This is a genomic window from Antarcticibacterium sp. 1MA-6-2 (genome assembly GCF_021535135.1).
GTDB lineage: Bacteria > Bacteroidota > Bacteroidia > Flavobacteriales > Flavobacteriaceae > Gillisia.
On the sequence record NZ_CP091036.1, the window covers coordinates 919,076 to 934,266 of the forward strand.

Consider the following 15,191-nt stretch of genomic DNA (forward strand, 5'->3'; position numbering starts at 1 on the left):
ATCTATATATGCAATAGTTCGTACTTAAAGTTTGGAGAAAGCTTTATTTTTTCTGCAAGATGAGTTCTGTGACATTGACAATGATCTGCTTCAAAACAGGTAAGGGCAATACGTCCATGTTTTTCCAGAAGTGACAAAATCTGTTCCTGATTCTCAACCGTTTCAGTTAGAACCGTCGCTTTATACTCTTCGAATAACATATCATAATCAGATTGAATTTTTAATTCTCGCCTTTTACTTGAATCAATTCCAACTTCAGGAATATGAATATAACCTATACCTAATCTATGACAGAAACCGCTTAATAATTTTTTACTAAAACCATATTTTTGGCTTAAGGGATTACGTCTAACATCAACTAATAGATGAACATTATTCCTTATTAATCTGTTCAAGTATTCTTCAAGCGATATACCCTGATAACCGATTGTAAATAAAACTGTACTTTCCTCAGTAGCACGCGCTGACAAAACTTTTTCAAAAAATTTCTCAGGAAGAATTTTTTCGGCTATTACACTCTTAGTGGCATAGTAAGGAAAATTGAGGTAAGTATGTTTTGTAATCACCTCTGTATTCATTTTACCGTAAAGTTCAAAAGTTTCATTGACAAGTTCTTGGTCGCTTGCTTTCAACTCCTTATAGTAATTCTTTTTGATATTAAGAGTATAACTTTTTTCGGCTGTAACCAACCAGTTATGCTTAACCATTGCAACAAGATCTGCTTTTAAAGAATAAGAATAACATCCAAATCTATAAGGCACAAATTCGTAGTCGGGTTCTTTTTTCATCTGAGTCAACAAAAACATAAGTTTCTGAAGGCGTGTACTTTCCAATCCTTCTTTGAACTTCTCCAACAACGCAAAAACTATTTTTCTTCTATAAAACATCTTGTAAAATTACCGAATATAAAAACCTTGTAATAATTTTTTCGCACTTATCCACAATACAATCATCAAATCTACTGTCTTCTTATTAAGCTGGATAATTTTGGGTTATTTTTTTAATCAAAAATAGATCTTGCTTCACCATAGATCCTGTCAAAGTTAGCTTCTAAATCAGCTTTAATAAACATCTTTGTCTCTTGTGGAAGCTCCCTTTCAATTTCTGACAACTTAAACTGTACCTTTTTATCCTCCCCATCCGCATAGGTAATAAATTCACCCTGCCTTAATCGGAAAAAGGCATCTGCCCTTATTTTCGGGATTTCACGTTCCCCGGTAGTAATGCGAGTATCAAAATCAAGACTGTAACCACGGTTGATACTGGTTGTTTCCTTTTTGACGATCTCAAAAAAGCGTTCATAATATTTAGCGGTGTCCGGGTCATTGACCTTCCCAAAGAACTGATATGAAAGGTTACTTAAAATAGCTTTACTGGCCTTATCACCATACATCATATCGTTCTGGATCTTGTCCTGCATGACGTAAACAGTTGCTATATCATAACTTCTTAAAGTAGCCGGAATGCGGTGCATATTCAATAACCGAATGGTTGGTGCTTCTTCCATTAAAAGAAAGGAAGAATTTGAATTACGCACACTCATTTGCTTTGTAATCGTATGGATTATGGTGGCAATCATTAAGCGAATAAGAGGTCTCAAATTTAGGATTGTTCACTACTGAAATCACAGCAGGATTTTCTGGACTATTAATGTTTAATGGCACTTCATCTGCAGAAAGGGCCATAAAAATATTTTGTGTGCTTATGCGTTTCAGAACATTGGCCAGGGTACTTTTCACTCCTGCGGTCTGTCTTTCGGAATCTTTGCCGCTAATGAAAGCATCTGCCATGGCTCTGGAGGTGGTATTGGTCTCTAAAAACTTTATGAGACTATCCGTGTCCAAATATTGATAGATGGCGATTAGATGGGGTAAGGTGCAGAATTTAGGATAGGATGTTTTCAGTTTCCAAATCAATCCGCCTATCAAACCTTCAGCTGCATCGTTAAAAAATTTCGAGGTTCCCGTGGTTCCCGATTCCCGCTGTTCCAGAAGATTTTCAATAAGTACCCGGGAAATTTCATTTACACTTTCTTCGTTTTCGAGATACCGGGGTGCAATGGGGTTTACCCTATGAATAATTTTGTCAAAGGAGATTATACGAAAAGGAATATCCGAATTTTTAAATAACGGGTACGCCATTTCGGTAAGTTCAAAATCCTTATAATCGTGAATAACCCCACAGAAATCATGTTCCTGGAAATGTTTTAAAAATCCGTAAACGACGCTTTCGGTTTTTCCACTTCCGGCAGACCCAATAATGGATGCACCACGTTTGATGTTTTCAATTTTAAAACTTTTCTTGTCTGTTTTAAAAGTTACCCGATATTTTTCAGAGGTATTTTGCTTTAAATCCGGTTTATGCAGAAAAACGTAAAATACCGTATTGACCAACAATAAAGGACAACCTAAATAAAGTAGTGCTTTTATCGTATTATGCGGATAATACAAATAGGCTATCAGTCCCAAAAGCAGCACAGTATTTATGAAAAAGGCATATTTGGAAATCCGATATAGTCCATAAAATACTGAAGCTGTCAAAACGATAATTAAGAGTATATGTAGGGGATTGGTTAGTTGCATCATTGTTTTTCCTTTAGATACCTATTGAACTTGATTTAATAGCCACTTCCACACCACGGCGCAGGCGGTTGAATATTTTCATTGCCAGTTGTGCCTGTGTAACCGGAATACTTGGTAGCATTGGAACACCACTTTCCTTCATAATTTTAAAAGCAATCGCCCTTTCATTGGTGGGCAATTTCATCAGCGATGCAAAATATATTTTAGGATTTTTGATGAAATCCTTTCGGGCCTTATAGGTCTCGGCAAAGTTTCTTTGATAGACAAAAGTCCTGTCAAAGGTCTTTTCTGCCCGGTCAAAAAATTGATCACGGTCAAAGCCCCGTTTTACATTCTTACCATGCATCTGGACTTCCGAGGCCTTATGCTTGCTCCCAGGAGAAAGACTGAAAGTATTGGATGCATCCTTTCTGCTTACGATGATATGGATATGGCTTTGATTTCCTGCCTTTGGCATCCCCTGGACAATTCGCTTCCCGTCCTGTTGGTGCGGAGCTTCCTTTTCCAATCGGTCAATTTTATTCTGCAATAGTTTGATATTGCCTTCAGCTCGCCCCTCTTTAATGTTTCTGATTTCTGTTTTGAGCTGCAATATTTTGGTAGCAAAGGGTTGGTTTTCCCTAATCTGCCAGTCCGTTCCCTTAAAAGTTCGTTGGTGTTCTATTTTGGCGTAATATTTAATATCATCGATGCTAATCGGTCTTCCGTTGATTTCCCGATTGAAGGAAGCCACGTAGTCCTTCATCAGTTCTCGGGTGTATCTTTTTAGATCCTCGCTGTTGTTCTGTAATAAGTTCAGTTCGTATTTGGAAGGGCTGACCGTAATCGAATAGAATTTCGGTTCTGTCTTTTTGAGTTTGGCACCATTTCCATCAATTTCCTTTACAACTTCATCCGCTGATATTTCAACATCATATTGATTGAAAAAATGTTCCATACCTGCCTTGCTTAAGCAGGCAGGGCTCCCTGTTCCAGATCCTGGTTTTCCTTCTCCAGGTAGCCCACAAAATCCGCTGAACTTTGCGAGTAATTGTTCCCTAATTTTTGAGGTGTGATGGTAATGTACATAGCTCAAAAATTTACAGTTCATTCTTATTATTTTGCTTTTCCTGAAAACGTACCTCCTTCTTCTCTTCAATAATTTTCTTTTCCAAAATCAACGGTTTCTTTTTAGGTTCTTCGGTTTGAAAAAGGGATTCCAACATTGCGACGGTGGGTTTGGTCTGGCTCTTTTCCATATCCCTCATAATGGCAATCACCGCATTTATACGTTTCTTTAAAGAAGCTTCGATTGTCCTTCCCGTAGGCCCCAATTTTTCCTTTGGGGAAATTTCGTTGTAGAAGAAAAAATCGAGCATTGTTGCCATTGCCTCGGTGTGGGATTTGAAGTGTGTCCTTGAAAATTCCTGAAAACGTTTTGCCGTTTCCTTTTTGAACCTGATGCCGATAAATGAGTCCATAATTGGCCGATTTGTCGCAAATCCTCCCCTAAAAATGGGCGTTCACAGGGCATTTGTCGCAAATTGTGAAAGGTCGGGAATTTTTTATTTTTTCAAGTTGCTGAATATCAGCATTTTGAAAATGAAAAGGAGTGCTTAACATCGCATCGCGTGTTACCCTCTTGCTACTCCTTTTCGTTCGCCACAGGCGAACAAAAATTCCGTACAATTTAGTCAAAAGCCAATTGCCAGTTTCAGGGAAATAATTTCCTGTTATGTATTTTTTTGATGGGTACGGTTATCAGCGAAAGTCAAAAAATGGATAACCCTACGTAAAATTAAATGCTGGAATTCAGCATAATAAAGATAATGATTTTTATTGAACTGAAGACAATTGAACAGAAAAACACCTCCAAAAATTTGGAGGTGCTGGACTATAAAGTTTAGATAATCAGATGTTGAATATGAAAGTATAGGAATATAAATTTCGCAATGCTTCTTCCTCTACCATCGTCTCAAAGCAGGTATAATTTTCTCTTACGTACGTGCGGATATCATTCCCAAATTTTCGTTCCACATCCTTTTTGGAATTCTCCAAAAGTCGGTTTTGGGCTTCTTCGGTCAGGTCTGAAAAATTAAGATAAATCATAAGCTTTCCATTTAAAGGATTCCTTCATCTGCAAAACTGAAATAATTTCCATCAGGTATCAGGATCAAATGGTCCAATACCTTAATATCAAATAATTCCCCTGCCTTTTTAATTTTTTGGGTCAGCCGTTTATCGGGTTCACTCGGTATCAAGGTTCCGCTCGGATGGTTATGAGCAAGGATTACTGCCGTGGTAAGGCTTTTGAGTACTACGGCAAAGAGTATCCTTAAGTCTACCAGGTGCTATAATGCCGCCTGTGGATACTTCATAAATACCTTTTACTTTATTGGCATTGTTCAGTAGCATCACTTTAAAGGTTTCGTGCAGTTCGATATTGTTTTTGTTCCATTGTCCGTAAAGGAGTTCGGCTGCATTTTGTGAGGAAGTTATTTTGGGAAGCTGATTTGTTTTAAGGTTTCCACTATAACTTATTGCGATTTCATTAACTTGTGCTTTCATTTTGATTTCTTTTAAGGAATTGATAATGAAAAGAGGGCGGTACTTTCCACAGAGACGCCCTCTTTGTTTTAATTTACTCGGCTGAAGTATTGCCGTTCTTTACGCCTAACAAAAGGATTTCATTGGCTTCCACTTCGGTAACATAGCGTTTAATGCCATCGTTATCCTCGTAACTACGGGATTTCAATTTTCCGCTAACTCCAATTTCCTTACCCTTTCCTGCATACTTCTCGATGATTTCTGCAGTTTTTCCCCAGGCGACTACGGTATGCCATTCCGTATTTTGCACTTTTTCGCCCTTCTCGTTTTTGTAATACTCGTTGGTGGCAAGTGAAAAACGGGCTACTTTTTTACCGTTTTCAAGGTTGGTAATGGTTGGTTCCTGACCAACGTTTCCAATTAGCTGTACGTGATTTTTGATAGTACTCATAATAAAAGAATTAAAGATTAATTAATAGACTACCTGAACCTTTCAGGCAGTTTTCGTTTATATTTTTTTGAAGCGATTTACTTATTGTATCCTGAGCGTTTTCCCTTTTTTGTTTTTTTGGCCCCACTTCCTTTCTGATGTTTTTGTACGATTTCATAATGTTCATTTTTGATTTACTTCCCGTAGTGCCGTCGCTGTTACCTCGTACGTTTGTAATTCATTAAGGTTCTTTTAGTTTCTTTGGAGAAAAAGGCAGTGGGAATAGGAGATATAGCTGTTACCAGGTAGTCCGTGAGATATACCGTAAAAAAGACACATACCCTGTTCCCATTCGTTTCTCAGAATCTGGGCAGTACTTAGGGAGCTTTTATGCATCCCGCGTAAAGACGAGAATAGATCATAAGAAGCTTCCTGCCTCATTAAATCCTAGTATTATGAATACAGTACAATTTTGTGTGGGAATTGATGTATCAAAAGATTCCCTTGAATGCTCCTATGGTTTGTATTCCGAATTCGGTGAATTACAATTTTCTAAGGTGCAGAAGTTTACAAATGACCTTAAAGGTTTTAAAAAACTACTGGAATGGTTGAAGAAGAAAAAAGATCCTGCAGAAATTTTTTTTGTGATGGAAGCCACTGGTGTCTATTATGAAAATTTGGCTTATTGGCTTCAAGAGAGGGATTTTTACTTATCGGTAGTACTTCCCAACAAAGTAAACTACTTTGCCAAGAGCCATAACATAAAGACAAAGACCGATAGTGTGGATGCTAAGCTTTTGTGCAGGATGGGCTTGGAAAGGAAATTGGATCATTGGGAAATTCCCTCCCTTCAAATGAGAACTTTAAAGATCCTAACAAGGGATTACCGTAGCCTTAAGGCCAAACTTACTATGACCAAAAATCAACTGCATGCAAAGGACAATTCTCATAAATGTCCCCCCACAGTTGGTAAGAGACTTAAACAACAAATCCAATTACTGGAAAAGCAGATTTCACAGGTGGAATCTGAGATCAAGCTAGTTGTTAGAAAAGATAGCATTCTGGACGAACGGATCAGAAAGATGGAGACCATACCAGGAGTAGGGTTCATGACCATCGCTTGTATTTTGGGCGAGACGAATGCTTTTGCGCTCGTACGCAATTCCAAACAATTGGTAAGCTATTGTGGATTTGACATACAGCATCGGCAGTCAGGTCTTTACGCTGGAAAGACGACCATAAGTAAAAAGGGGAACAGTTTTATAAGATCTGCACTCTATATGCCCGCATTATCTTCCCTACAACATAATCCAAACCTGAAAATATTCTATAATCGCTTGTCAGAGAAGAAATCCATAAAAAAGATTGCAGTGACTGCAGTGGCAAGAAAACTACTAGTGCTTATCTATACGATTTGGAAAAATGGATCAGAGTATAATCCAGATTATTTATTTTCAGATTAGAAATAATGATTTTGGTGTTGTGCTTGTTGGATTGGAAACAACTCCTTTTTAAGAGTTGTTCCATTTCAACAATGCCACGTACTCCATGTAAAAAAACAAAAAAAAGATTGTTTTTTATCGCAGTACCTTTTTTTGTTGCTTATACATTTTCAATATTTGGAATTGATAAAGACTTATAAAAGGGAGGCACGAGCGGTTATGCAGTCTGTTCAACTTCCAAATGTTGGTATTTTGCTTACAAAAAAAGGGAAGGGACAGTGACGGCACGGAAGTGGGTCTAAAGTCTTTATGTGAAGTACAAAAACATTGGAAGCGGGGCCAAAAGCAAGGATGGAAATCCGATTAAGCGGACTCCATTCCCGATTTGGAATTGGAATGAAGTGCGCTTCCCAGCATAGCGGGAAGCGCTAACGAAATGGAAAGGAGAAATTGGGGATGGTGTCCAAGACTTTTATAGTGAAGCTCTTTCCCCGCAATGGAGCTTTTTCTGCGGAATGAAGTGGGAATGTGCTTACTACTTATGAAAATGGATTATCCTCTTGAAGTAGGATTTAAAGCGGACTTGATTTCAAAGATGTAGATGGGAATGGAGTTTGGCCGCTTCCCGGCTTTTCCCGGGAATGAGCGGGCAAGTGGAATGGTCAGCGGAATCTTTGGAGTTGTGTCCAAGATTTTTGAATGAAACGCTTTCCCCGCAATGGAGCTTTTTTCTGCGGAATGAAGGGGAATGGGCTGAGTGGGTTATGGAACCGAAATTCCATTCTTAGCAGGATTTAAAGCGGACTTAATTTTAAAGATGGAGATTGGGAATGTAGCATTCCTGCCTTTTTTGGCAGGGGTAGCGAAATGGAAATCGGAAGCTTTGAAGTTGTGTCCAAGATTTTTGAATGAAGCGTATTTCCCGGAATGAAGCTTTTTCTGCGGAATGGAGGGGAATGGGCTGAGTGGGATTGCAACTCCCATTTCCCATATAAATCCTTTCGTTGAGAATAGGAAAAAATCCAGTTTAAGGTACTGGATAAACCTTTAATGACATTAAGCCATTTCATAGACAGCATTGAACAGTTTTTTGTCCAGGTGTTCCTGTTGTGAAAAGCTTTTCTTCAATGTATTGTGAAGCATTTGATTAAAAGCATTATAGCCTATCCATAAATTGGGGGTTTCATTAAGCAGCAGAGCTTCATTATCCAGAATTTCAAGGACTTCACGGGATTTCTTTGAAGGATCATTGTTTTTGTCACTACATTCATACCGGAACAATTTTGTTTTGTCCAAAATTACCTTCACGAATTCTTTGGTGTCGATGATTTTAAATTCCTTCATTCTATCGAACTTCTGGGTAATGGTGTAAAATTCATTGTCCAAGAACTTATCGAATAAATTGATCAACCTCGGCATTATCAGGTCGGTATTGTTCTTACTGTGCTTGATAGCAAACTCAATTTCCGATTGTGAAACGTGCAGGCCATTGGAGCATACTTCCCGGTAAAAGCCAAAATGTCCTGAAGTTTTTTCGCTCCCATCATAGGAATTCTTGAACCGCAGCATCGGCAGTATCAGGTCTTTTTCGTTCTTGACCGAAAATTGGCTGTTGTCATCGATTATAAAGTCGGTAATGAACGACCTATCGTTCCTGTTGATTGTTCGTTTCTGATAGTTCAGTCCAGCACCAAGTCAACATTTCTTCGGCTTTCTTGAAGAAAAGTTCATTGGGTACGTGGCCGTAGCTGTTGGACACCACGTTGACAATTTTGCCATTTGAGATAATGACATTTTCAAGTCCCCTTCGGGATTCCATTTGTGTCAGGCTTCTTAAAGACTTCATTTCTGATGGAACAAAGATTTGATCCTGCTGTAAATTTGATAAATACATAACATTTGATTTTAGTTAAACAATTAATATTTAAGCTAGAACCAAACGGAAGATAAAATTTCGGCTCAAAAGGAAACGGAATAAATAGCGAGTGCGGGAGCGGCTTTATGCCGTAGTCTTTTGATGGGAATATTTTACGAGTTTAACTTTGCGCCGATATTGATTGAATACTATATACTTCTCTTTTTCAATTTGAAAAAGAAAACCTACTCTTGCGGAGTAGGTTTTCACGAAATGGAATAGGAATGCCAACTGGATTAGAACTTAAAATATTTTTTAAACCGGGCCAGTGGAATGGAGTGGGAATGGGCTAAGTGGAATTATGAAATGAAATTGTCTTCATTCTTGGAATTTCTGCTATTCAAAAAGAAAAAAGGAAGTTCGCAAATGTAAATTTCGGACTTCCTCAAAACTAAAAATTAATGACACTATCCAAGGCATCATCAGCATCTCGATGAATGAAGTTAGCCTGATAAATTAAAGTAGTTTTCAAATTACTATGTCGATAGAGCTTTTGCAGCATTAAGGGGTGTATTTTATCACCTGCAATATTCCCAAAGCTGTGTCTTGCAATGTGATTGGATAAATTTTTTTCTATACCACATTCCTCTGCAATTCGTTTTAGATATTTATTGAGAAGCTTGGTAGCATTTTTTGTTTTAATATAAATTTTTTCAGCATCTTTAGGATGGACATTTTTCAGAAATGGAAATACATGTCCATTATAATGTGTCTTGTCCTTTCTATAATAGCTTAATATTTTCTCAGCTTTATGGGGGATTTTCAGGCTCAATGGTTTTTCGTTCTTATTCATTACATAATAAAGACGATTATCTTTAAAATCAGACCATTTCAGTTTAACCACATCGGAAATACGTATGCCTGCAAAATAGAAGGCGAACAGCCAGACATTATGTGTATGCCAAATTGAAGCACCTTCTTTCAATTTTAGAGCTTCAATTTTTTCAACCTCTTCTATAGTCAGACCAATTTTGTTACCAGAACCAATTCGAATTTTCTCTTTTTCCCCTGCAAAAGGATAATATTTTTGATCAATAATACCTTCTTTTATTGCTAAGTTAAAAAGTGTTCTAATAAAAATAAGCTGATTTGTAACAGTTCTTGTTTTTTGATTTAGATAAGAAAGACAAAAAGTTTTATATTTATTTAGAAATGCCTCATCAATATCCTGAAATCGTAAAGCTGTACTTTTTTGGAAATAGTTCACTCCATCCATCCACAGATATTCGGATTTTTTAGCCCTACTTATACGCTCTGTACGCCTTTCTTTGATCTCCTTAATAACTGTAGCTTTGTTCTTAGTTCTTTTTAGGTTTAAAAATTCTTGTAAATTATAGAGGATTGACAATTCGGATTTGGCTACAGAGAATGTCCCCCTTTCATATTTTTCCTTTATGCGTTCAGCTGCTAATGCAAAAAAAGATTTTAATCCATCAGGACCTTTTAATTTTTCTTTGGCTTGTTTGGGAGTAATACGAACTTTGGAATCAAAATAAATATCGTTGACCTCGGTCAACTTTTTCATCAAAAAATTGTTCAACTTTTTAGAATTGGGATGAGTCCGCTTAACTTTTCCAGCAGTATTATCCCAATCCTTTTCGAACACATATTGTCCAAGCCAATGATAATTTGTTTTATAATTTTCACTAATCCTCAATGCAAGGGGAATTGTACCATCCTTTCTTATCATATTCTTTCGTAAAACAATCTTTACATTAGCCATAACCATGTAATTTACAATTAAGTAAAGATAATGAAATGTTTAATAGTTAGTACAGAATAAGTACAGAATAATTTGATTTTAACGCGTTACAATTAAAATCAAGTATTATATAAATACCTGTAAATCATTGGTTTTATGGGGTTTTAGTTGAAATTGTATAGGTAAAACATCAAGTTCATAACCCGGAGGTCACGAGTTCAAATCTCGTTCTCGCTACAGTAATAAAGGGCTTCTGAGAAATTGGAAGCCTTTTTTATTTTCTACAAGTACAGAATAGGTGCAGAATCATCTATAATCTTTATCCTCATTTCCTTTGTAAATCTATGATCTCAGGAAAGTGGTTCAGGCGGGGGAGCATTCTTCTTTTTAAAGGGATCTTCGGGAAGTGGAATGAATTCTTTATCATCTGTAGGAGGCAGAAGGATCTTTCCCTGTTTCCAATCTTCCTTAGCCTGTTCTATTCTCTCTTTTCTTGAAGAAACAAAATTCCACCAAATAAATCTTTCTCCTAACGGCTCCCCTCCAAGAACCATTAGATCACAGTACTCGTTAGCAACTATAATGGGATCGCTACCTTCTTCAAATACCAGCATTTGCCCTTCGGTATAGTTAATGCTGTTTATTGCTAATGTTCCTTTTGCAATATAAATAGCTCTTTCTGGGTGTTTTTCCGGTAAGCCAAAATGCGCGCCCTTTTCCAGTTTTACATGTAGATAAAAGAGAGAGGAATGTGTTTTAACATCATTTTGAAGACCAAAAGCCTCGCTTAAGCAATTAATCGCATCCATACAGCTTTATCTGTAAAAACAGGAAGTTTTTCCGGTTTGTAATTATGGAAACTGGGAGCATCTTCTTCATTCTTTTCCGGCAGTGCTACCCAGGTTTGGATTAATTCCAGAGAATTTGTTGCTAATATTCCTGGATCTTCAAAACGTTCAGAATGTGATATTCCACTGCTTAAGCAGTCATCCAGTTAACTTCTCCCGGACGTATTACCTGATTAACACCTAAACTGTCTCTGTGAACAAGCTCTCCACTAAAGAGATAGCTTACGGTTGAAAGTCCAATATGAGGATGAGGCAAAACATCCAGCGAACTCTTTGTTTTAGGATTAAGAGCCACAGGTCCGCCGTGATCCATAAATATAAAGGGACCAACCATCCTTTTTTGACGAAACGGTAAAATTCTTTTTACTTTCATCCCCTCACCAAGAGAAGCTTTTCTTGATTCAATTACGAGTTTCACCATTTAATTTTGATTATTTGTGGTAATGCAGTTTATATTCAATATCATTTAATCCTGTGGAATAAATATATAAAGAGCTTATGAGAAATTGGATGTCCTTTATAAATTTAAACGATAAACGAATAAAATAGACCGGGATATCCATACAAGGGTAGCTCCCACCTACTTCAGCTTTAAAATATTTTTTTGAAAATTAGAGTAGGAATAAAAAAAACTTAAAAAAGTGTGAATTATCTTTTTAATTGAAAAAGAATTTAGATCTTTGCCTAACGCTGTTAAATAGATTAATAGATTTAAAATGGGAAGTAAGGAACGTATTTTACGATTGAAGAAAGAGACGAAGGAGAAGATACTGGAAGCTGCTTACCTTATTGTAAAAGAAGAAGGATGGAATGGCCTTAGCATGCGAAAAATAGCGGACAGGATTGAATATACTGCTCCAATTATCTATGAATACTATTCTAACAAAGAGGCTATCCTGAAAGCTTTGACTGTAAAAGGATTTATTTGCCTGGACGGACAATTAGCAATGGTTCAGGAAAAAATTGAAGATCCTACTGAACAACTAGAAACCCTTTGGATGGAATTCTGGAGATTTGCTTTTGAAAATAAAGAATTGTACCAGGTTATGTTTGGTGTAGAAATATCTTGTTGTCGTCACGGGCTTTCAGAAGCAGAATCCCCACGAAACAGATTTATTAATGCCATAATGAAAGTAATGGAAGATAAAAATCCATCTGAAGATTTAGTCCGGGAAAAGTATTTTACCTTTTTTTCAGTGATTCATGGTTTAATTTCAGTTAATCTCGTTGGAGCTGGACTTCCGTCTTCTTTAAATGATCAAATATTAAAAGATGCTATTAACGGAATAATTAAATCAATAAGCGATTAAACTTTTTTTTGCCCATTTACTTAACACTGTTAGATATATAAACACGCATAGAAATATCAAAATATGGAATTATGAATTTACTTAGAAAACCCATAAGAAGAAGAAACAGGATTAATTCGAAATTTTACGAACCAAAAGTTTATAAGGGTACTCTACTCATACCAGACATAAGTGGCTTCACAAAATTTGTTCATACGACCGATATGATCCTTGGTAAAACTATAATTTTAAGATTGCTTTCCTCTATTATCCGTAGCAATAACCTTGGACTACAGGTGTCAGAAATTGAAGGTGACGCCATTCTTTTTTATAGCTACGAAAAGAAATTTACGGTTAAAGAAATCCTGGATCAATATGAAATAATGCTTGAGAGCTTTAATCATGAACTTGCTCTAATAAGTGAGGAATTGGGAGAAGAGATTGACCTGACTCTAAAATTAATAGCCCACTACGGAAAGCTGGCCGATTACAAAATTGGAAAATTTCAAAAATTATATGGCGAAACAGTCATAGAGGCTCATCACCTATTAAAGAACAAAATAGAAAGTCATACCTATGTTTTAATTACAGATGAGCTTTTGGAAGACAATGTTCCTGCCATGACCGAAAACGGGAAAAATTCTTTCAATAAACAAATTTGTGATAAATACAGTGGCTTAAAAAACCTTTGCTTCACCTTTTTTGATTATCAGGCTCTTGAACTGCAAAAACTTAGTGCATGAAATAACATTACAAACTTCAATTAAAAATATCTTTATTATGAATCTTACAATTAAAACCTATTTTAAAGCTATGCTGTTCCTATTCCTTCTCCAGGGATGTAGCATAACCAAAAGTTCAAATGACCAATCTTTATACTCAACTTCTCAAATTGGTTACTCCCCTCAAAATCCAATAGCAATTTGGGCACCTAAAAAGAAGGAAAGAGAATCTAAAACTTTAGAATATATAAAAAATTTAAGAACTGAAAACGGAGAGAATTTGGAGATAATTTCAAAAGAATTAGTTCCCAACCCGGGTTATACTGAGCCCCGGATAAAATTATACAATATTTTCACCAATGAAATTATTAATAAAAAAAACGGACGATTTATTGAATTATATACACTTCATTCTAAAGGAAAGGATACCATTTATCTCTACATAAATAATCATTCAAAAGATAAACTACGCGTACCACCTGGTTTAGAATTCGCCAGTAATTAATTTGATATACAAACCTTCTGCTAGTCGGCAGAAAAATAATAATTAAAAATTTTTAATCTAACAATTAACACTGTTAGAAAAACTACTAATGTTAAACACTCTTTAAAAAATGAAAAAAATAGTCTATTCTTTTATAATAATTGCTTTTGCGTATGGATGTAAAGAAAATGAGGAGAACCTCTCTCCTGCTCCATTGCAAACATTGCCTGTAGTGGAAGTGTTTGAAACTTCTGCTCAAACAATAGTCCAATATCCAGCCACAATAGAGGGAATTATAGATGTTGAATTACGACCGCAGGTAGCCGTAAGACGGTCGAGGAAATTTATGTAGATGAAGGAGCCTATGTTCAAAAAGGTCAATCAATTTTAAAGATTAACCAACAACCCTTTTCGGAAGCCTTAAACAATGCATACGCTAATTTACATGCTGCAGAGGCAGAGTTATTACAGCGCAACCTCGAAATTGAAAAACTGGAACCCCTTGTTAAAAATGAGGTAGTTTCTCCTTACCAGTTAAAAACGGCCGAAGCCACCAAAAAAGTGGCTGAGGCAAAATTGAATCAGGCAAAAGCTATGGTAAGTTCTGCAAAGATTAACATGGGGTATACCACTATTAAAGCCCCGGTCAACGGCTATATTGGGAGGTTTCCTAAAAAACAGGGAAGTATTATTTCTCCTGCAGATGTTGAACCTTTAACCAGTCTTTCTGATGTTCATGAGGTGCATGTATATTTTGCACTTGGGGAGAAAGGCTTCTTTAGGTTTAAGGAAAAGTCGTCAGCAGCTAATGCAGAGGCTTTACCCGCCGTTTCACTGCTTCTTGCAGACGGAAAAATTTATCCTGAAAAAGGAAAGATAGATATGATAGCAGGACAATTTAATTCCAATACCGGAACGATTACCCTTAGAGCCACCTTCTCAAATTCCCAGGGAATACTACGATCAGGAAATACCGGGAAAATTCAGCTTGATATTCCTCATGAAAATGTAATCCTGGTCCCTCAGCAGGCTACGGTAGAAGTACAGGATAAGATCTTTGTATTCGTAGTGGATAAGGACAATGTAGTGGCAAGACAACCCATTGAGGTAACAGGAAAGTCTGGGGATAACTACTTAGTTAAAAAAGGACTTTTACATGGTAATCGCATTGTGTACAAAGGCTTTGATTACCTGGTGGACGGTACTGTTATCCAACCGGAAAAAATGAAGAAAACAATTGCAAAAAAATAA

At 36.6% G+C, this 15,191-nt stretch carries 13 protein-coding genes and 4 pseudogenes; 6 read left to right on the plus strand and 11 right to left on the minus strand.

Annotated elements, in window-relative coordinates; translation table 11 throughout:
• Positions 1-2: 2 nt before the first annotated feature.
• The 7 genes and pseudogenes from LZ575_RS04685 to LZ575_RS04715 all read right to left on the minus strand — a co-directional run bounded on the left by LZ575_RS04685 (position 3) and on the right by LZ575_RS04715 (position 5,559).
• The gene (locus LZ575_RS04685; protein WP_235329383.1) at positions 3-854 is read right to left on the minus strand and encodes a DUF488 family protein; all 852 of its coding nucleotides are present in this window, start codon (positions 852-854) and stop codon (positions 3-5) included.
• 146 nt (positions 855-1,000) lie between these two features.
• Positions 1,001-2,582 (minus strand): annotated as a pseudogene (locus LZ575_RS04690) (type IV secretory system conjugative DNA transfer family protein).
• Positions 2,583-2,595: 13 nt separating this feature from the next.
• Positions 2,596-3,650, minus strand: a pseudogene (mobB, locus tag LZ575_RS04695) (MobB family relaxase).
• Between the two features lie 11 nt (positions 3,651-3,661).
• Positions 3,662-4,042: a BfmA/BtgA family mobilization protein gene (locus LZ575_RS04700; protein WP_189602826.1), complete on the minus strand. Its 381-nt coding sequence runs from the start codon at positions 4,040-4,042 to the stop codon at positions 3,662-3,664.
• Positions 4,043-4,472: 430 nt separating this feature from the next.
• Entirely contained in the window at positions 4,473-4,670 is a 198-nt protein-coding gene (locus LZ575_RS04705) for a hypothetical protein (protein ID WP_189602825.1), read from the minus strand.
• An 11-nt stretch (positions 4,671-4,681) separates the two neighbouring features.
• A pseudogene (locus tag LZ575_RS04710) lies at positions 4,682-5,129 on the minus strand (RadC family protein).
• A gap of 73 nt (positions 5,130-5,202) precedes the next feature.
• A complete protein-coding gene (locus tag LZ575_RS04715; RefSeq protein WP_235329385.1) occupies positions 5,203-5,559 on the minus strand; it encodes a single-stranded DNA-binding protein in 357 nt (118 codons plus the stop codon).
• A gap of 434 nt (positions 5,560-5,993) precedes the next feature.
• Between LZ575_RS04715 and LZ575_RS04720 the strand changes: the two genes are divergently transcribed.
• Positions 5,994-7,001 (plus strand): IS110 family transposase, encoded by a 1,008-nt coding sequence (locus LZ575_RS04720; protein ID WP_235324700.1) that lies wholly within the window; start codon positions 5,994-5,996, stop codon positions 6,999-7,001.
• Between the two features lie 1,035 nt (positions 7,002-8,036).
• Here LZ575_RS04720 and LZ575_RS04725 read toward each other — a convergent pair.
• The 4 genes and pseudogenes from LZ575_RS04725 to LZ575_RS04740 all read right to left on the minus strand — a co-directional run bounded on the left by LZ575_RS04725 (position 8,037) and on the right by LZ575_RS04740 (position 11,866).
• A pseudogene (locus LZ575_RS04725) lies at positions 8,037-8,874 on the minus strand (DUF932 domain-containing protein).
• 412 nt (positions 8,875-9,286) lie between these two features.
• The gene (locus LZ575_RS04730) at positions 9,287-10,618 is read right to left on the minus strand and encodes a tyrosine-type recombinase/integrase (RefSeq protein ID WP_235329387.1); all 1,332 of its coding nucleotides are present in this window, start codon (positions 10,616-10,618) and stop codon (positions 9,287-9,289) included.
• A gap of 329 nt (positions 10,619-10,947) precedes the next feature.
• Complete coding sequence (locus LZ575_RS04735) at positions 10,948-11,406, minus strand: pirin family protein (RefSeq protein WP_235329390.1); 459 nt, start codon at positions 11,404-11,406, stop codon at positions 10,948-10,950.
• Positions 11,407-11,575: 169 nt separating this feature from the next.
• On the minus strand, positions 11,576-11,866 hold the full coding sequence (locus LZ575_RS04740; protein ID WP_235329392.1) for a pirin family protein: 291 nt from the start codon (positions 11,864-11,866) through the stop codon (positions 11,576-11,578).
• A 295-nt stretch (positions 11,867-12,161) separates the two neighbouring features.
• Here LZ575_RS04740 and LZ575_RS04745 point away from each other — a divergent pair, with 295 nt between their 5' ends.
• The 5 genes from LZ575_RS04745 to LZ575_RS04765 all read left to right on the plus strand — a co-directional run bounded on the left by LZ575_RS04745 (position 12,162) and on the right by LZ575_RS04765 (position 15,191).
• Positions 12,162-12,755, plus strand: coding sequence for a TetR/AcrR family transcriptional regulator (locus LZ575_RS04745; protein WP_235329393.1), 594 nt, complete (start codon positions 12,162-12,164; stop codon positions 12,753-12,755).
• Positions 12,756-12,826: 71 nt separating this feature from the next.
• Complete coding sequence (locus LZ575_RS04750; protein WP_235329395.1) at positions 12,827-13,477, plus strand: DUF2652 domain-containing protein; 651 nt, start codon at positions 12,827-12,829, stop codon at positions 13,475-13,477.
• Between the two features lie 37 nt (positions 13,478-13,514).
• Positions 13,515-13,961, plus strand: coding sequence for a hypothetical protein (locus LZ575_RS04755; protein WP_235329397.1), 447 nt, complete (start codon positions 13,515-13,517; stop codon positions 13,959-13,961).
• 109 nt (positions 13,962-14,070) lie between these two features.
• Positions 14,071-14,292, plus strand: coding sequence for a hypothetical protein (locus LZ575_RS04760; RefSeq protein WP_235329399.1), 222 nt, complete (start codon positions 14,071-14,073; stop codon positions 14,290-14,292).
• A gap of 32 nt (positions 14,293-14,324) precedes the next feature.
• Positions 14,325-15,191: an efflux RND transporter periplasmic adaptor subunit gene (locus LZ575_RS04765; protein ID WP_235330672.1), complete on the plus strand. Its 867-nt coding sequence runs from the start codon at positions 14,325-14,327 to the stop codon at positions 15,189-15,191.